General features: G+C 60.6%; 13 protein-coding genes and 1 tRNA gene. 4 read left to right on the plus strand and 10 right to left on the minus strand.

All coding sequences use genetic code 11. From position 1 onward, the window contains the following. Nucleotides 1–22 precede the first annotated feature (22 nt). From V3C85_RS01600 to V3C85_RS01630, 7 genes are all read right to left on the minus strand, one after another. Nucleotides 23–1,303 carry an ABC transporter substrate-binding protein gene (locus V3C85_RS01600; RefSeq protein ID WP_445941965.1) on the minus strand — a complete coding sequence of 427 codons (1,281 nt, stop codon included), beginning with the start codon at nt 1,301–1,303 and terminating at the stop codon, nt 23–25. 87 nt (nt 1,304–1,390) lie between these two features. Continuing rightward, nucleotides 1,391–2,794 (minus strand): hypothetical protein, encoded by a 1,404-nt coding sequence (locus tag V3C85_RS01605; RefSeq protein WP_331793328.1) that lies wholly within the window; start codon nt 2,792–2,794, stop codon nt 1,391–1,393. Further along, complete coding sequence (locus tag V3C85_RS01610) at nt 2,794–3,375, minus strand: amino acid synthesis family protein (RefSeq protein ID WP_331793329.1); 582 nt, start codon at nt 3,373–3,375, stop codon at nt 2,794–2,796. Before V3C85_RS01610 ends, V3C85_RS01605 begins: the two co-directional genes overlap by 1 nt. Continuing rightward, the gene (locus tag V3C85_RS01615; protein ID WP_331793330.1) at nt 3,368–4,243 is read right to left on the minus strand and encodes a UPF0280 family protein; all 876 of its coding nucleotides are present in this window, start codon (nt 4,241–4,243) and stop codon (nt 3,368–3,370) included. The genes V3C85_RS01610 and V3C85_RS01615 overlap by 8 nt, the downstream gene beginning before the upstream one ends. Beyond that, nucleotides 4,228–5,679: a 6-hydroxynicotinate reductase gene (locus V3C85_RS01620; RefSeq protein ID WP_331793331.1), complete on the minus strand. Its 1,452-nt coding sequence runs from the start codon at nt 5,677–5,679 to the stop codon at nt 4,228–4,230. The genes V3C85_RS01615 and V3C85_RS01620 overlap by 16 nt, the downstream gene beginning before the upstream one ends. Beyond that, a complete protein-coding gene (locus V3C85_RS01625; RefSeq protein WP_331793332.1) occupies nt 5,676–8,342 on the minus strand; it encodes a molybdopterin-dependent oxidoreductase in 2,667 nt (888 codons plus the stop codon). Before V3C85_RS01625 ends, V3C85_RS01620 begins: the two co-directional genes overlap by 4 nt. Next, nucleotides 8,339–9,166 carry an FAD binding domain-containing protein gene (locus V3C85_RS01630; RefSeq protein WP_331793333.1) on the minus strand — a complete coding sequence of 276 codons (828 nt, stop codon included), beginning with the start codon at nt 9,164–9,166 and terminating at the stop codon, nt 8,339–8,341. The genes V3C85_RS01625 and V3C85_RS01630 overlap by 4 nt, the downstream gene beginning before the upstream one ends. A gap of 143 nt (nt 9,167–9,309) precedes the next feature. On the opposite strand from V3C85_RS01630, the gene V3C85_RS01635 reads away from it, so the two are divergent. The 4 genes from V3C85_RS01635 to V3C85_RS01650 all read left to right on the plus strand — a co-directional run bounded on the left by V3C85_RS01635 (nt 9,310) and on the right by V3C85_RS01650 (nt 15,020). Then, nucleotides 9,310–9,729: a MarR family winged helix-turn-helix transcriptional regulator gene (locus tag V3C85_RS01635; RefSeq protein WP_331793334.1), complete on the plus strand. Its 420-nt coding sequence runs from the start codon at nt 9,310–9,312 to the stop codon at nt 9,727–9,729. Nucleotides 9,730–9,848: 119 nt separating this feature from the next. Next, nucleotides 9,849–10,493: a TetR/AcrR family transcriptional regulator gene (locus V3C85_RS01640; RefSeq protein ID WP_331793335.1), complete on the plus strand. Its 645-nt coding sequence runs from the start codon at nt 9,849–9,851 to the stop codon at nt 10,491–10,493. Between the two features lie 4 nt (nt 10,494–10,497). Then, nucleotides 10,498–11,679 carry an efflux RND transporter periplasmic adaptor subunit gene (locus V3C85_RS01645; RefSeq protein ID WP_331793336.1) on the plus strand — a complete coding sequence of 394 codons (1,182 nt, stop codon included), beginning with the start codon at nt 10,498–10,500 and terminating at the stop codon, nt 11,677–11,679. 11 nt (nt 11,680–11,690) lie between these two features. After that, nucleotides 11,691–15,020 carry an efflux RND transporter permease subunit gene (locus V3C85_RS01650; protein WP_331793337.1) on the plus strand — a complete coding sequence of 1,110 codons (3,330 nt, stop codon included), beginning with the start codon at nt 11,691–11,693 and terminating at the stop codon, nt 15,018–15,020. A 27-nt stretch (nt 15,021–15,047) separates the two neighbouring features. On the opposite strand, the gene V3C85_RS01655 is transcribed toward V3C85_RS01650, so the two are convergent. The 3 genes from V3C85_RS01655 to V3C85_RS01665 form a co-directional block, all read right to left on the minus strand. Further along, nucleotides 15,048–16,880 (minus strand): heavy metal translocating P-type ATPase, encoded by a 1,833-nt coding sequence (locus tag V3C85_RS01655; protein WP_445941970.1) that lies wholly within the window; start codon nt 16,878–16,880, stop codon nt 15,048–15,050. Nucleotides 16,881–17,080: 200 nt separating this feature from the next. Then, a tRNA-Thr gene (locus V3C85_RS01660) sits at nt 17,081–17,156 on the minus strand. A gap of 44 nt (nt 17,157–17,200) precedes the next feature. After that, nucleotides 17,201–18,667, minus strand: a complete 1,467-nt coding sequence (locus V3C85_RS01665) for a heme biosynthesis protein HemY (RefSeq protein WP_331793338.1) — start codon at nt 18,665–18,667, stop codon at nt 17,201–17,203.

Genomic DNA, 18,667 nt, shown 5'->3' on the forward strand with positions numbered 1-18,667 from the left:
TCAGCCACCGCGCCCGATGGCATCAAAAGCTTTGCGCGGTATAGTCAACCGCATCGTCATACATGCCGTCTTCCAGACTGGTGGTATGCACCCGCACCAGTTTGCCACCTTCAACCTTTGAGATGAACTGATGGCCAAACACCTGATGCGTCTTGCCATTGAACCGTTTGTCGCCCTGCACATGGGCAAGGCTGGCGGGCATGTCGGTCATGGCCTCAACTGCTTCGACAAATTTTTGCCGGTCAGCTGTGCCCTGATAGCCTGATGCTTCCATCCCGGCCTTGATCACATGCAGCGTTTCCCAGACGCTGAACATATGGGCATAGGTTGAGATATCTTTGGCGTCACTGACGCTTGCGCCAGTGTCATCCACCCCCACTGCCGCGCGATAGGCGGATTCATATTCCGGGGCATCTGGCTGTTTGGCGCGGCAATGGCCCTCCCAGAAATGGGTGCCTTCCAGAAACTCTAACCCCGGCGAGGCGATATCGACGGCCTCGAGCGAGTCGATGAACCCAAAGATTTCGGGACGAGTGCCGGTGCCATAGAATTCGCCCAGTTCCTTGACAAAGGTCAGAACGGCCGGGCCGACCATGACATGATAAAGAACCTCGGTATCAGCCGGAATTTGCGGCAGATAGCGGGTAAAGCTGGTTTCCGTCGGGGGAATCGCGATCTGGGCAATCACCTCACCGCCTCCGGCCTGCACGGCCGCGGTAAAGAAATCGCGGTGATCATGGCCAAAGGCGTAGTCAGGAAACACCATTGTGACCTTCTTACCCAGATTGGCCAGCACCCAAGGCGCCATAGACGAAACCTGCGCCCGAACATCGGTGATGCCGGGCTGCATCGTCCAACGGTTCAGCATTCCACTGGCAACGTGATAGCCTTCGGAACAGACCAGATAGGGCACCTGCATTTCCCCCGCACGAGGGGCCGAGCCAATCACGACATGGGAAAACAGGGGCCCGAAAATCAGATCGCAGTCATGCTGACTGGTCAGTTTTTCCACCACTTCGGCACCGCGCTTTGGGTCGGTGCCATCGTCTTCGAACACAATCTCAACCGGGCGCCCGTTGATGCCGCCGCCCTCGTTCACCAGCTTAAGTGCGGCTTGGGCTGTGCGTTCGTACCAGCGGCCATAGGCGGCGCCAATGCCGGTGCGGTGCAACTGAAACCCCAGCTTGATTGGCGCGGCCTGCGCCCAAACAGGTGCAGCAAAAGCACTGGTCAGCAGACCTGCCCCCGCGCCCTTGAGAAGCGTACGCCGCGACGGCGCAAAGCCTGTCATTTTGGTCGTCATCATTCTCTCCACTGTTGGTGGCGCGTCTTTTGCCGCGCGCCTCTAAGATCAAGGTTGGGCGTATGCAAACAAAAAGTCCATGGTTTTCTAGCCACTGCGCGCCGTCGATAACAACCACAGGCCAAGAACGGTGTAGGCGACCATCAACGCCGTCATCGGAAGATGCGCAGAAAACCGCATGCCCACACCAACAAGCCGCAAAGACAGAAACACCGCCAACAAATGCGCGCTCAGAATGGCGCAGAACTGGGCGGCATAGATCAGCGACATCCCCCGCGCATCGGTCAGAAACCCGAATGACACATAAAAGGCAGGCAGCCCCAGCAAACTGTCGCCCCGAAACAAAGGATCGTTCAGGGCGGCCAGCGTGTATTGGCCCGTTGTCAGCAAGGTCACAAGGTAATGTGCCGCGTGATAGCCCGCCGCAATCGCCAGAAACGACAGCATGACAGGCCCCGCCGCAAAACCATGCCCCCCGATCTTGCGCCCCAATGCAAGCGCAAGGCCAAGCATCACCACCGTCAGCACCCAAACGCCGAACAGGCCAAGGCTGTTCGCCAGCATCACCGCTGATCGGCCCGTCGGCTCTAGCGGGTTTTCCCCGATCACGGCCATCCACCAAAAGGTTTCGTGCAGCCCATCGAATGTCAGCGAGGCAAGGGCCACTGTGACAAAAGCCATGGCCGAGAGCGACAGGGGTGGCATCTTCAAGATCTGGGTTCCCGGCCACCCCAACATCAAGCGCGCCCGGTTGTCGGCGATTTCCAGCCACAGGGGGGATACCTTGGCCAGATAGGTCATCAAGACTGTCAGGAACTCGCCCTGCTTTAGCCACGCCTCGCCCTCGGCCACCGCCAACAGGTAGATCAGCATCCAATACAGGCCCAGCAAGACCGCCAGAATGAAGGGATCATCGGGGGCCAAAGACACCATCTGAAACCAGCTAAAGCCCGCAAATCCTGCAACCGCTGGCCAATGCCCCAGACGCGAAAGGCCCACTCCACCCTGCCGCCCCAACACCGACCGGGTCAGCCGCACTGGTGCTGTCCAGGGGTTGATGGCCCGCCACAAATTGCCAAACACGATCGACAACAATGGCACGGCAACCCAGACCACGGTCCAGAACACCAAGGTCAGCAGATTGTGCATCGGATCACGCGCACCAAACAGGCCAATCAGCAGCAAGCCCAGCAGCACAAGAAACGCGATATAAGATGATACAGAAACCGGGACGAAGACCCTGCGGTTGATGAGGGGCATGGCCCGCAAATCGGGCAGGCGGTGAATCGCGGCCCCCATCAGTGCCGTGACCAACACGGTCAGGGCCGCCCCGGTAATGTAGTGCCCCGTGGGTAAGGTCAGGATCACGCTGGGCGGCAATGCGCAGGCAAAGGCCAGTCCGGGGATAACCGACAGCAGGAAAGCGGGGCCAAGAACCGTTGACGATTTCTGACGACTGCCGTCGCTGGACTTTGGCCCCTTGTTCATCATCAGCGCAAGCCGTCCACCCCTGTAACCTGATCCACCTCTAGCCCGCCCATCCGGCTGTGAACCCGCCCGCCACGCGCCATGGCAAGGGCGAACAGCACCTCATGCGCGCGCGGGCCGTCTTCGCAGGCGATGGTGATGACATCAAAGCGTGATCGCACATAGGCTGCGTTCAGATGCCCCAGCGGAATATCCAGCTGCGCGCCCATACCGGCCACTTTCATCGCCGAGGGCACGATCGCGCGGCATTCACCCAGACGGTCGCGCATGCCATAACCGCCCGACACATGCCAGATCGCGCCATGTTCACTCTCGCCGGCCTCGCCCACGATCGCCCCCTTGCCATAGGCATCAATCCCCGCGCGCCCGCCCAGCGCCGCAACCAGACGATCCGTCAGCTGCAGGGCAAGCGGCTTAAGGCTTTCCATGGCAGGCTGCAGGTCGGGTTCAAAGCGACCTGCAAAAGGATTGGCGCAAATGGCATAAATGGCCCCACGCATCGGGGCTGGATCGGCCGGAGGGCCACCTTCGTGATAGATTTCTTCCACCTGTGTCAGGATCTTGCGTATCTTGAACTCAGCCATGTGCCCCCGCTTGTAAGATCAAGGGGAAAGCCCCTGTCATCCGTATGTCACCCTGAAGGAAAACGGCCGCAGCTTCAATCAGCCCGCGGCGCTGAAAGGCGTGGGCCGCAGCCAAGCCCGCCCCCACGGCCAAATCGCGCTGGTCGGCGGTCAGCGGGGGCACCGCCACCGTGACCAGCCGTTGACCAAGATCGCTGTCAGCCTGCAAGCTGTGGGCAGGTTGGCGCGTAATGCCCGTGTGGCCCGGCAGATCAACAGCATTGGCGATCATCGTCGCCGCTGCATCAGCCATGGCTGCGGTTTTCGCCAACACAGTCACACTATCGGCAATCCCCAATGACCAGCTGCGCCCGCGCCAGCCTGAGGTCGCAATCCCCCGGGCCGGGTCTGACGCACGAAGTGTCAGCCGATCAGGACAACCAGGTTGCGCCGCAATGGCACAGGTCAGGTGCTGACCCGGGGCAAGATAAACCGCAATATCCCCCCCATTGTTGACATAGGCCCGCTGGACCCCCGGTTGCACCATTGCTGCCAGCACTGCATCGGCCACTGCCCCCGCAACGGCGGCCATTGGCGTGATAAAGGCGGGGCGAAAGGGGGCGACCGCCCCTGCCATAACATTGGCAATCTGGCCTGTAATCTCTGCCCCTTCAGACCGCAGCGCAGGCAACTCGGCAACCAACTCCGCCAGAACAGAACCGAATCTGGTGGCGGCACGCGCATAGGCATTTGCGATTGCCGTCGGCTCTCCCCAGCATTCGGCAAGGATGTCGATGGGGCCGTGGTGCAAATGCAGCCGACCATCGGGCCATCGCCTGACCTGCGCCCCGGCGGGCTGGCGCCAAGGTGCTGTCACAACTTGGGCCATGGCTCGACCCGCGCGGCTGTGGTGTATTCGCCGCCTTCGTGGCGCAATTCGGCCAAGGTGCGGACGGCATCGGCGTGCCCACCCATCGCCAGATAGTCAGCACGCGGCAAAGTGAATTCCAGCGGGGCAACCAAGGCGGGGGTTGGCACATAGCCAAAGGCGCCTTTCGGCAATTCGGTCACGTCCACCATAAAGGTGATCCCACCACCCGGCCAGACATAGCATTCGGCGCCGCCGCTGGTCAGCCTTGTGCGGCGCGATTGCACAGACCGGGTCAATCGCACCGGGTTTTGCGTGACCCCAGCCCGCAAACTGCCACCCGCACCGGCCATGAACAACACCGTGCACAGCGATGGTTCACAGTTTTCATCAATCAGCCCAACAGTTGGCACCAAAGCCGCAGGCAGCGGCTTTTCTTGCGGGATCAGGGACTGATCCAGCTCAAAATAAGCGAATTCCTCGCCCGTGGTCGAAACCATCAACAACCGCAAGCCGGGGCGCGCGCCTTTCTTGGGGTTCCAGTCGCCCAAAATCTGCAACGGATCCGTCAGCTTGGTGCCGCCCCAACCCATACCCGGTTCTGACACGCGGAAATAGCGGCCAGGCGTTGAACGGTGCCCTTTGATCTTGATGCCCGATGGTTCCCACCCAAGCACCTTGCCGGCCTGGTGTTCGCTGACCACACCTGTGATATGGTCATCAACCACCACCACCTCATCGACCAGCCCATGCCACTGGCTGGCGAACATCCCAATGGTGGCCGACCCACAGCCAACCCGCATCCGCCGCTCGGCACTTCCATCTACGATCGGGGCTTTTCCGGCCTGTACAGTGATGGTTGAGCCTGCATCAATCGTCATCTCTACCGGTTCGCCATTGCACAGGGCCAGCAAAGCCGCACAGGTGATGCGCCCCTCGGCCTTGGTGCCGCCTGTCAGATGATGCACCCCGCCCAGCGACAGCATTTGGCTGCCATATTCTGCGGTGGTGACATGGCCAATCGGCTCTCCTCCGACCCGCACCACAGCGCCTTCGGGGCCAAGAAAGCGGTCGGTGTCTATTTTGACCTTCACCCCGCAATAGGAAAAAATCGCTTCTGTCACGACTGTCACCATATCGGCACCCGCAACCCGCGACGACACGATAAAGGGCGCGGGCTTGTAGTCGGGATAGGTGGTGCCCGACCCGATGCCCGTCACAAAGGTATCGTCAGGAAAGGGGTTGCCATCCCAGTCGCGCGCCGCAAATGGCACAAGTTGAGCACCGCTTTCGACAGCATGCGACAGCATCACCACTGGATCCGTGCGCACAATGCGGCCTGCGTCGTTGGCATAGCGATCACAGGCCCCGGTCTGGCCCGGCGCGATGTAGCACATCACCGGGCAGGCATCGCAGCGGATCTTTTCATCGGCGCGGGGGGGCAGATCATCTGTCATGGCTTTGCCCCCATGGCTGCCAATACCCGGTGGGGCAGCGCCGGAACGCGTGTGATTTCAGCCCCCGTCGCATGGCGGATGGCGTTCAGAATGGCAGGCGCGGTCGGGATCAGCACATGCTCGCCCAAACCTTTGGCGCCAAAGGGGCCCTCGGGATCAGGCACCTCGATCAACAGGCTGTCGATCGGGGGCACATCGCCAATGGTCGGAATCAGATAGTCGTGCAGATTTTCCGTCCGGCCTGGCAGATATTCCTCCATCAGGGCCAAGCCAATGCCTTGGGCGATCCCGCCTTCGATCTGGCCGGTGGCCAGTTGTGGGTTGATGGCGCGGCCCACATCATGCGCGGCAGTGATCTTCAGCAACTGAACCGTGCCAAGGCGGGGATTCACCTGCAACTCAACCATCTGGGCACCATAGCCGTATTGGGCATAGGGCTTGCCCTGCCCGTTTTCATCCAGCCCTGTGGTCGGCGGATCATAGGTTTCCTCAGCCGACAGCGCATAGCCAAAACGGTCGGCAGGCAAGCCTGCCAAGTCAACGACATGCCGTTGGCCCGCATCATCGACACACAGACGTGCGCCATCCAGCGCAAGCTTTGCGCCCTCGCCTGCGTTCGACACGCGCAAAATCAACGCCCGCAGCGATTCGGCCGCTGCCTTGACCGCACGGCCAGAAACAAAGGTCTGGCGGCTGGCCGAAGTTTTGCCGCCATCGGGCGTCAAGGCTGTATCGGGGCCGATCAGCGTAAAGTCTGAAACCGGCAGGCCCAACGCTTCGGCAGCAATCTGGACCATGACCGTATTCGACCCCTGGCCAATGTCGGTGGCCCCTTGGTGCAAGACCAACCGGCCTGCATGTGTGATGCCAAGGCGCATGGTGGACGGGTTTGGCAAAGAGGTGTTCCCGCAGCCATACCAACAGGCCGCAACGCCAACGCCGCGGCCCGGTTTTGTCTCTGACAAGGCCCGTTTCCAATGCGGGCGCAGGGCCAAAAGGCAATCGCGAATCCCGACCCCCTGCACCACCTGCCCGGTTGCCGTGGCATCGCCATCGCGCAGGGCGTTCTGGATGCGAAATTCCAGCCGGTCGATTCCCAGGCGATCGGCCAGGCGATCATAGATCGTTTCCTGCCACAGCGCGGCCTGGGGCACGCCAAAGCCCCGAAAGGCACCTGAAATCGGGCCATTGGTGTGAATTGCGCGGGCACGGGCGGTGATATTGGGGGTAAGATAAGGGCCAGACACATGCACAGGAACGCGGTTTGCCACGGTCGGCCCCCAGCTTGCATATGCCCCGGTATTGAACTGGCCATCAAACTCGACCGCCAGAATGCGGCCACTGGCATCACACCCAATGCGCCCAGCCATCTTGGCAGGATGGCGTTTTGTGGTCGAGGTCATGCTGTCTTTTCGTGAATAGACCAATCGGCAAGGCCGCCCGGTTTTCAGCGCGACCAGACCCAGCAAAGGCTGCAAGCTGACATCAAGCTTTGATCCGAACCCACCACCAACGGCTGTCGGAATGATCCGCACATGATCAGGCGAAAGGCCAAGAATCTGCGCTATATCATCGCGATCCATGATCGGCGCCTGTGTGCAGGCACGGATCACCAGAACGTCGCCATCCATCCACGCCGACCCGGCCTCGGGCTCGATATAGGCATGTTCGACATAGGCGGTTTCCATTTCGCCGCTAAGCACCAGATCGGCAGACTGCATCGCATCTGCAGCATCGCCTTTGCGGACCAGCCCTTCGATCAACTTGTTCCCAACTCGGGTGGGATGAATAAGTGCTGCCCCCGGTGCCTCGGCCTGATCGGGCACTGTCAGCGCGGGCAGCTCTGTCCAGAAAACGGGAAAATCGGCTGTGTTCGTCTCGATTCCAGGCTCGAACGCGAGCAGGGCGACGCATTCGCCACGAAACCGTGCCGGGCTTTGCGCAATGGCCGGTTGGTCGGCAAAGGCTGGAATCGCGCCATAGGCATTGCGCCCCGGAATATCATCCGCCGTGAAGATGCCCGCCACGCCGGGGCGCTTGGCATAGGCGGCCAAATCGCCAAAGCGAAACGCCGCATGCGGATAAGGAGAGCGGATCACCGCCAAGGTCAGCGCCCCCTCGGGCACCTGATCGGCACCAAAGAGATCGCCCGCCACCTTGGCCGCCCCGTCAACTCGGGGCAACACAGCGCCAACCGGGCCTGACGACGGGCTTTGATCCGCCGGGGTCGCGTCACAGATGGCTGCAATGATCTTGCGATACCCGGTGCAGCGGCACAAAACCCCGCCCAGCGCATCCTTTACCGCAGTCTCATCGGGATGAGGATTGCGCCGCAACAAATCTACCCCCGCCAGCAGCATACCCGGGGTGCAGATGCCGCATTGGGCTGCCCCGTGGCGCAGGAAAGCGGCCTTTAAGCGCGACAGATCTTCCGAGGCGGATTCCACCGTCTCTACCTTGCACCCCTGCACCCGGCCCACGGGCACAAGGCAGGCGCATACCTGCGCGCCATCCAGCATCACCGTGCAGGCCCCGCAATCACCGGCATCACAGCCAACCTTGGTCCCGGTCTTGCCCAGTTGATCGCGCAAGACCTGTGTCAGACGTGTGGTCGGGTTTGCCGCAACCGAAACCGGCGCGCCGTTCAGCGAAAACGAGATCATGCCAAGGCCTTTGCTACTGCGGTGCGGATCAAGTCACAGGCGGCGGCCATACGGTAATCTGCCGTTGCCCGCACATCGCTGATCGGCGCCAAAGCGGCCGCGATTTCAGTCTCGGATATCGCGGAAATCGCAGAACCTACCGTTTGGCCGATCAACTTTGCCTCTAGCGCCCCAAGACGCCGGGCCGTGCCCGAACAGGCCCCAACAGCCACGGCCGCGGCTATGATCTTGCCTTCGGCAACCGTAATCCGCGCAGCGACCATGGCAATCGAAATCACCAGATAGGCGCGCGCGCCCAGTTTCACAAAGCCCGACTGCCCCGACAAAGACGCAGCCGGCAGAATGATGGCTGTCATGATCTCATTTTCCTGGCGCGCGGTTTGGCGAGGCCCTTGCAAAAATTCGCCCAAGGGCAGGCTGCGCCGGCCAGATGGGCCCAGCAATTCAACGTCTGCATCCAGAACCAGAAGGGGGGGCACACCATCTGCCGCGGGCGAGGCATTGCACAAATTGCCGCCAATGGTGCCCACATTCTGAATTTGTCGCCCACCCACCTGTCGGGCCGCGTGTTGCAAGGCATGGCAAGACGGGGGCAGATTTGCCTCTGCGATCTGTGTCCATGTGGTGCAGGCACCAATGCGCAGGCCATCACTGTCATCAAAGCCCATCAGATCGGGAATGGCCGTCAGGTCCAGCACCGCACCACCCAGCGTTTGGCCGGCTTGTGGATAAAGATCCGTGCCGCCCGCCAGAACCGTTCTGGGCCCACCACGCAAAATCACTGCGGCTTCTTCCAGAGTTTGCGGGCGCGCATAGGCGTTCATGTGACCTCGCCTTGATCTGCCGATGTGTCGGCATTTGTTTGCATGCAAATCAGTTTGAGGCCGCGACCCCGCATCTGTCAACGGGGCATTCGCCATCTGTCACAATGCTTGCGCCATTGATCACCGCAGTCTAAGCCCGCTGCATGGGATCTGACAAACCTTACAAACTGGACGAACAGATCGGGTTCATTCTGCGGCGCGCAACGCAGCGGCATTTGGCCCTGTTTTCCGAAGCAATCCCTGTGGTGACCACGACCCAATTCGCGGTTCTGGCCCGCTTGCAGGAACTTGGCCCCATGTCGCAAAATCACCTTGGCCGCGAAACGGCCATGGATGCGGCGACGATCAAAGGTGTTGTGGGCCGATTGGCGAAACTGGGTTTTGTCGAAACGTCGCACGACCCAAATGACCGGCGGCGCGTGATCGTTGCCCTGACACCTGCGGGCCATCAGGTTTATGCGCAGATGGTGGATCAGGCCCTTGCCGTTTCTGACCAGACCCTAGCCCCGTTGACAGAGCAAGAACGGGCCAGGCTGCTGGCCCTGTTGTCCAAGCTGGTTTAGCGGCCATCTTGGGCATGTGCCCCTTTGCAGTTGCGGCATTTTTCACATGCGACATAGGGAAATGCCATAAATCAGACCTATTTTTACTTGACCCTGCGCCTTTGCAAGACAACTGATGAATGAACGTTCATTCCCAGATTCGAAGGCCCATGAATCAAGGCCACCCCATCCCGATTGCCGATCAGCGCACGGCCGATATTCTGGACAGCGCCCGTCAGGTCTTTTCGGAAAAAGGCTTTGACGGCGCGTCTATGCAAGATCTTGCCCGCAAAGCTGGGATGAGTGTGGGTAACTTCTATCGCTACTTTCCCTCTAAGGCGGCCATCGTATCGGCCCTGATCGAGCAGAACCTTGTCGAGATGGAGCAGGATTTTGCTGCCATTCTTGAGGAAGATGATCCTTTGTCGGCCTTTCGGCGTAAAATCATTGTGCGCATTCGGGATGCACAATGCAGGTCGGAAGGGCAGCTTTGGGCAGAAATCACGGCTGCGTCCTTGCGCAAACCTGAAATCGGCGCTGCTGCCTGCCAGATGGAGAATGAAATCGTGAACCATCTTGTGCGTGTCTTTGCGCACGCAACCCAAATGCCCGTGGCGACTGCCAATACCCGTTGGGCGACGCATGCGCGCCTGATGGTCATGCTGGTGAAAAGCTGTGCGATGCAACGCCCCGATTTACCGGATGCGCCGGCCCTGGAAGACCTTGTGTTGCGCACGATCGACAGACTCCTTGAAGATATCTCTCTGCTTGCCGTGAAAGGCTGACCTGATGCGACCCGTATTGATTGCCTCTGCTGTTCTTGCTGCCCTGACATTGCAACCGCCCGCCCTTGCCCAAGACGCGGGCGAAACAGGTGCCGCGACAGATTCTGCCGCGCAAAGCCTGCCTTCGATCACGATTACACAGGTCGTGCCCCGGCTGATGCGCGACACCGTCATTGTCACCGGCCTGATTTCGCCGGTCGAGATGATTCAGGTGGCGCCCCTGATCGAAGGCCAGCCCATTGAACAATTGCTGGCAGATGTGGGTGACCGCGTTGAAGAAGGCCAGGTTCTGGCGGTTCTTTCCAAAACCACGCTGGAACTGCAAAAGAGCCAGTTTTTTGCTTCTCTGGCCTCGGCCAGAGCGACGATTGCCCAAGCCGAAGCCCAGATGCTTGAGGCAAAGGCATCGGCAGATGAGGCGCAGAGGGTGGCAGAACGCACGGTCAAATTGCGCCAGCAAGGCTCGGCCTCTCAGGCCGCCGCTGACACTGCAAATTCCAATGCCGTGGCCGCAACGGCCCGCGTGACCGTGGCCACCCAATCGCTAGAGGCCGCGCGGGCGCAACTGGCACTTGTCGAGGCGCAGTTGGCCAATATCGAGCTGCAACTGAACCGGACCGAGGTGAAAGCCCCCGTTGCCGGTGAAATCACGGCCCGCAACGCGGTGATCGGCTCGGTCGCCTCGGCGGCCGGTGCGCCGATGTTCTCAATCATCCGCGACGGCGCGCTTGAATTGAAGGCCGACGTGTCAGAGGTTGATCTGCTGCATATTGCGGCCGGTCAAAAGACCGAAATGCGGTTGGTCGGAACACCAACGCGGTTGACCGGCACCATTCGTCTGGTCGAACCAACCATCGACCCGGCCACACGTTTGGGCAGGGCGCGGATTGAGGTGGATGATCCCAGTCAGGTGCGCTCGGGCATGTTTGTCGATGCCGAGGTGTTGGTGGCCGAACGCGACACGCTGGCCGTGCCTGTAACAGCCGTTGGATCGGCTGACGAAGGCTCTACAGTGATGAAAGTCAGCGATGGCATGGTCAATCGTGTGCCTGTGACTTTGGGCATCCGTGACAAGGGCTGGGTTGAGATCACCTCGGGCCTTGAACCGGGCGACGCGGTTGTCACCAAAGCCGGGGCTTTTGTGCGTGACGGTGACCGGATCAATCCGGTTCCGGCCACAAATTAAGGGGTAAGGCGATGAACTTTTCCGCTTGGTCAATCAAAAACCCGGTCGCACCGCTGCTGGGGTTCTTTCTGCTGATGGTTTTGGGCTGGCAGAGCTTTAACGCCCTGCCCATCACCCGATTCCCCAACATCGACGTTCCGATCGTTGCGGTTACCGTGGCCCAGTCCGGTGCCGCCCCCTCTGAGATGGAGGCGCAGGTCACCAAGGAAATCGAGGATGCCGTCGCCGGCCTGACGGGCGTCAAGAACGTCACGTCAACAGTCAATGACGGCTTGTCCACCACCGCCGTTGAATTCCGCATGGAGATTGCAACCGACAAGGCGGTTCAGGATGTAAAGGACGCCATTGATGGGGTGCGCGGCGACCTTCCGGGCACGATTGAAACACCCATCGTCAGCCGGGTTGAAGTCGAGGGTCAGGCCATTCTGACTTATGCGGTGTCGGCCCCGGAAATGACGCTGGAAGAATTGTCGTGGTTTGTCGATGATACAATCACCCGCGCCTTGCAGGGGCGCCCCGGCGTTGGCCGGGTTGACCGCTATGGCGGTGCAGATCGTGAAATCCGCATCGAACTTGATCCGGTTCGTCTTGGCAGTTACGGCATCACCGCCGTGTCGGTCAGCCAACAGCTGAGCGCCATCAACGTCGATATCGGCTCGGGCCGCACCGAACTGGGGGGCGGCGAACAATCTATCCGCACCTTGGGCGATCAGGGCACGGTCGAGCAACTGGCAGGCATGTCTATCGCCTTGCCCTCAGGCGCACGGGTGCGCTTGTCTGATCTGGGCACTGTGATCGATACCTATGAAGAACCCCGGTCCTTTGCCACGGTCGATGGCAACCCGATCGTCGTTTTTTCGGTTTATCGGTCTAAAGGCGCGTCCGAAGTCAGTGTGGCCGAAACCACCAGCGCTGCCTTGGATGAGGTGCGGGCCAACCACCCCAATGTTGATATCTCGATAGTGGATGACTCGGTCTTTTACACCAAGGGCAATTACGATGCTGCCCTGAGCACCCTGATAGAGGGCGCCATTCTGGCCGTTCTTGTGGTGCTGGCCTTCCTGAAGAATTGGCGCGCCACGCTGATTTCAGCCGTGGCCTTGCCATTGTCGGCAATTCCGACCTTCTGGCTGATGGATATGATCGGCTTTTCGCTGAACCTTGTCAGCTTTTTGGCGCTGACTTTGGCCACCGGTATTCTGGTTGATGACGCAATCGTTGAAATCGAGAATATCGCCCGCCACATCCGAATGGGCAAAACACCCTATCGCGCCGCCATCGAAGCCGCGGATGAGATCGGCCTGGCCGTGGTTGCAACGACCATGACCATTGTGGCGGTTTTTGTTCCCGTCAGCTTCATGCCGGGGATTCCGGGGCAATATTTCCGACAATTTGGCCTGACGGTTGCCATCGCGGTGCTGTTCTCGCTGCTGGTGGCGCGTCTGATTACGCCGATGATGGCAGCCTATCTGATGCGGGCAAAAGACGCGGTCGAAGAAGACCACAAGGAAGGCCCCTTCATGCAGGGCTATCTCTGGGTCGTGCGGCACACCACCGCCTCGCCTAAAATTCCCGGCACAAAGTGGAAATTCCCCGCCTATTACCTGACACTTGTGGCAGGCATCGCCGTGACCATCGTTTCTGTTTATTTCATGCTGCAAGTTCCGGGGAACCTGTTCCCACCTGATGATGAAAGCCGGTTTGCCATTTCTGTGGAATTGCCGCCCGGGTCAAAGCTGGAGGATACCGCGGTCACGACCGAACGGATGCGGCAGGCAATCGCTGGGATTGATGGCATTGACAGCGTTCTGGTCATTGGCGGGACATCACCGCTGGGTGATGTCGATATCCGCCGCGCCAATGTGATTGTCGTGCTCGACAGGCTGGACAACGGGCTAGAGAAAAAGCTTTTGGAACTGGCAGCCAAATTGCCGGTTGTTGGCCCCTATGTGCCGCTGCCCGAGGGCAATGGGCGCGTGCGTCCTCAGGTCGAGATTGAAGCCGAGGTCTTTGCACGGCTGTCAAGCGTGCCTGATATTCTTGCCTTCAAACTTGGCGGGGCTGGTGCCGGTGGGCGGCCCGTTTCCTATAACATTCTGTCCACCAGCGAAGATGATCTGAACACGGCCATCGCCCAGATCGAACGGGCCCTGAGCGAAGAGGAAAAGGCGCAAGATCCGCTGTTGATCAATGTGTCTACCGAAAGTTCATTGCCACGCCCCGAAATCCAGATCACCCCCCGCACAGAAGAGGCCGCGCGTCTGGGCATTACCACGGCGACCATCGCGTCGGTCTTGCGGGTGGCCACAATCGGCGATGTTGACGCCGCCTTGGCAAGCCTGTCGATCGACAACAGACTGATCCCGGTTCGGGTGCGGCTGGATGATGCAACGCGCGAAAACTTGTCGCGCATCGCCGCCCTTAAGGTGCCGACAGCCAATGGCGGTGCTGTGCCCCTGTCTGTTGTGGCCAATCTGACCATTGCCGAGGGCCCAGCCACTGTGAAACGCCTGAACCGGCAGCGCGTGGCCACCGTTGGGGCCGACCTGCCCGTTGGTGTGCCACTGGATCTGGCCACGACACGGTTTGAAGAAATCGTCGGCGCGCTTGATCTGCCCCCAACGGTGCAAGTCAAACCGGGTGGCGATGCCGAAATTCAGGGCGAGTTGGTCAGCAGCTTTGTCAACGCGATGGTCATGGGCCTGTTGCTGGTGCTGACGGTGCTGATCTTGCTGTTTCGCTCAGTGATCCAACCCTTTACCATCCTGTTCTCGCTGCCGCTGGCCATTGGTGGCGTTGCGGCGGCACTGATCCTGACCAACAACCCGCTGTCGATGCCTGTGATGATCGGCATGCTGATGCTGATGGGGATCGTCACCAAGAACGCCATTCTGCTGGTCGATTTCGCCATCGAAATGCGGGCCAAGGGCATGGGTCGGGTGGCGGCAATCGTCGAAGCCGGGCACAAAAGGGCGCGCCCGATCGTGATGACCTCGATCGCAATGTCGGCGGGGATGTTGCCTTCGGCCCTTGGGGTCGGAGAGGGTGGGACATTCCGCTCGCCGATGGCCATTGCCGTGATGGGCGGGATCATCGTCTCGACAGTGCTGAGTCTGGTCGTTGTGCCCGCGTTTTACCTGATCATGGATGATCTAAGCCGGGTGGTCGTCTGGGTCTTTGGCCGGTTTGTCGGCAAGCGGGAAGCAGATCCCGAAAGCCCGCCCGCCGATGTGCTGGCCGAGCGTATCGCCCTGCTGGATGCCGAACAACGGGCGTTGCGCGACAAGGTTGCCGCTCTGTCAGGCCCGCGAAGTGCCACGCCTTTGGCAGCGGCAGAATAGGAAATGGCGGCCTTCGGGCTGCCATTTTCATGTGGTGCGGATCGGATCCCACAGCAGGCGCAAACCGTTCAGCACCACCAGCAAAGTGCCTCCTTCATGGCCGATCACAGCTAAAGGCAACGGCAGTTCGTAAAACGCGCCCCCGATGACCAGCACCACCATTGCCCCCATCGCAAACCCAAGGTTCTGCCGGATCACGCGCCTTGTGCGGCGGGCCAATCGGTGTGCCTCGGCCAGACGACCCATGTCTTCTGACAGCAGGGCCACATCGGCAGCCTGCAAGGCAACTTCGCTGCCCGCCACGCCCATGGCGATGCCCACATCCGACCGGGCCAGCGCCGCCGCATCATTGACACCATCCCCAACAAATGCTGTCGGTGCCTCACCCGCCAATGTATCAACCAATTTGACTTTATCCGCCGGCAGCAGATCTGCGTGAATTTCGGTGATCCCCAGATCTTTTGCCACCCGCTCGGCCACAGGGCGGCGGTCGCCCGTCATCATGACAATGCGCCGGAGCGAGGCTGCACGCAGCGCACCCAAGCCCTTTGCCGACGTCTCACGCACCTCATCGGCCACAGTGATCACGCCAATCAACTGATCGCCTTTGCCGACATAGACCACAGTCTCGGCCCCCGTCTGCACATCAGCAAGAGGGCCATGGTCAATCGCCGCCCCACGCGCCTGCACCATCCGAGGGTTGCCTGCCCAGACGACACTGCCATCAATTTCGCCCATGATGCCCTCGGACGGCACCGAAACCACGCCATGCACCTCTATCTCAGGCAGCGCCTTGTCCTTTGCCTCGGCCACGATGGCGGCAGCAATCGGATGTTCAGAATGCCGTTCCAACCCAGCAGCAAGGGCCAACAGCTGCGCGTCATCGCCTGTCAACGGCACCACACCGGTAACGGCCGCGCGCCCCGTGGTCAGGGTGCCTGTCTTGTCAAAGGCAAAGATGCGCACATCGGCCAATCGTTCCAGCGCGGCCCCGCCCTTGAACAGCACCCCGCCACGCGCCGCAGCCGACAAGGCGCTAAGAATGGCGGCAGGAACCGAGATCACGATGGCGCAGGGGCTGGCCGCAACCAGCAAGGTCGCTGCCCGATACAGCGCCTGATCGTTCGGCAATCCCCACAACAAAAACCCGGCATAAGCCAGGGCCGAGCCGATCAGAACCAACCAGGTATAGCGCTGGCCAAACCAGGCGCTGAACTGCTCTGACGGTGCCTTCATCGCCTGCGCTTCGGTCACCATCCGCACCATTTGGGCCACGGTGCTTTCGTCCAGCGTATGACGCACTTCCATCATCAAGACGGCATTCAGGTTTACTGTAGCCTCGTGCAGGGCAGCGCCGGGCCCTTTCGTGACAGGAAGGCTTTCGCCCGTAATGGTGCTTTCATCCAGACTGCCCGTGCCATCACGCAAGGTGCCATCAACCGGCACCCGCGCACCGGGACGCAGAATAACCCTGTCACCGGGCCGCAACTCCGCCACTGGAACAGATTCCGTTCCACTGGCAGTCACCCTCTCGGCCACAGCAGGGCGCAGCGCCATCAGCGCCTCAACCGCGCGGCGCGCCTTACCCATCGCCCGATGTTCAAGCGCACCTGAAATCGAGAACAACGTCAAAAGCACCGCCCCTTCCAGCGGGGCCCCCACAAGGGCCGCAGCAAGCGCCGCGATCACCATCAACAGATCAATGTCCAACTCGCCGTGGCCAAAAAGCTTGCCAAGGGCTGACCGCGCCGGGGGAATCGCCCCTGCCGCATAGGCCGTCACAAGGGCAGCCACCCCGATCTGGCCAGTTTTGAACAAAAGCTGGTCTGCCACAGCCAGGATCAACCCCAGCGTCGTCACCGCGGCAAAAAGCGTGCCCGTTTCAGAGTGATCATGTGTATGTTCTGCCAATGCGCGCCCATCCTGCTGCTCGACAGCCCGACCCTATCGGTCGCGCCGAGTCTTTTGCACAGTAAAGGCCCTTTCGATACAAACCGAAAGCGCATTGTTTCAAAGAGAGTTTTTGGATTTCGATAACGCACCACCCCCTCTTTGGAGGGTGGTGCCGGTGAAGGGACTCGAACCCCCGACCCCATCATTACGAATGACGTGCTCTACCAGCTGAGCTACACCGGCTAAGGTGGCGCGCTCTTAGCATTCCTCATTGGCAGTGTGTAGCCCTAATTTGCATTCTTGCGGTCAGTGTCTTCTGCAATTTCGGCATCGATGATTTCGGTCGGTGCCTCGGCCTCGGGAGTTGGGGGCGCTGCAGGGGCGCCGACGATCAACGGCAAAAGCTCGGTCCCTGTGGCGCTGGGGCCTGCTGTTTCAGGCGGCTCGCGCCATGACAGCGTGTCAAAGCCACCGCAATTGTCGCAAATCGGGGTCCATTGGGCATGGATGGCCTGACATTTGTCACAGCACCATTGCGGGCCGCGCGGGGCGGTCAATGCGCGGGTCAGCCAACCACGCACCACGGCATCGTCATGCCCCTCCCCGCGCTCGACCGCTGCCATGATCGCCAGCGCACGCTGCGTCGGATGTTCCGCAACAAGGCTGCCCAGAGCCTTGCGCGCAGCGGGGAAGTCTTCGGCTGCAACCAAAAGCTCGGCCATCAGCAGCCGGGTCTGTTCGCTTTCTGGATGGATCGAGGTCAGCATCTTGAACCGTTTGACGCGCGCCGAAGGGGATTCGTCGGGTTCAATCTCGGCAAAGGCCGCCGCCAGATCAGGGTGCGGCGATGCAGCCCATGCCTTTTTCAGAATACGGGACGCTTCTTTCTTTTTGCCCTTGGCCATCAACCCCCGCGCCGCCATGGCCGCGGCTGGGATCAGGTCGGGCGACAGGCGGTTCGCCTCAATCGCCGCCTCTCGCGCCTCGATGCTGGCTGTGTCGTCCATCACTGTCCGCGCCTCTTGCAACGCAAGAACGGCATCGCGGCGACGATAGATGTCACGCGGCAAGGCCCCGGCCTTCAGTTTGGCGCCCAGAGTGGCGCGCGCGCCCTTCCAATCGGCATGATCAGCCTGCAATTTCAACAGCAGATCCTGCGTTTCGGCATGGCGCGGCTTCATGGCAAAGGCCCGCTCTGCAAGCTTGAGCGCAGTGTCGGTGTCGCCTTCTTCCAGCTTTTGCTTCAGCAGACCACGGATCCCAACGAAGCGGGTCTTTTCATCAGCCAGCAGGTCTTTATAGGCTTCGCTTGCTCGTTTGCCGTCACCCAAGGCCTCGGCAGCCTGCGCGATCAGCAGGGTGGTCAGTTCCGGCTTGGCCAGATACTTCTCTGCCTTTTGCGCCCGGCTTAACGCCAAGCGTTCCTCGCCGGCGGCAAGGGCCAGCATCCCTTCGCTAAGCGCCTGATAGCCCTTACGCTCACGGTTGCGGTCGAAATAGCGCGACAGCGCGGTTTCATCGCCATTCAGGAACCGCAGCGTTGCCACGATCAACCCGATGATCCGCAACAGCAGCCAAAGCCCGATCAACAGCACAACAGCGGCAATCACCGCCACCAGCGGCCCCAGCGTGAATTCGCGATCGGCAAAGGCGATGCGTAACCCGCCGTCGGTATCCAGCAAAACGCCAGCCCCATAGGCCAAGCCTGCCACGGCAAAAATGAAAAGGACAACCTTTAGAAGTGACCACAACAT

It is taken from the genome of Pseudotabrizicola sp. L79 (genome assembly GCF_036553525.1).
In the GTDB taxonomy this organism is placed as follows: domain Bacteria; phylum Pseudomonadota; class Alphaproteobacteria; order Rhodobacterales; family Rhodobacteraceae; genus Pseudotabrizicola.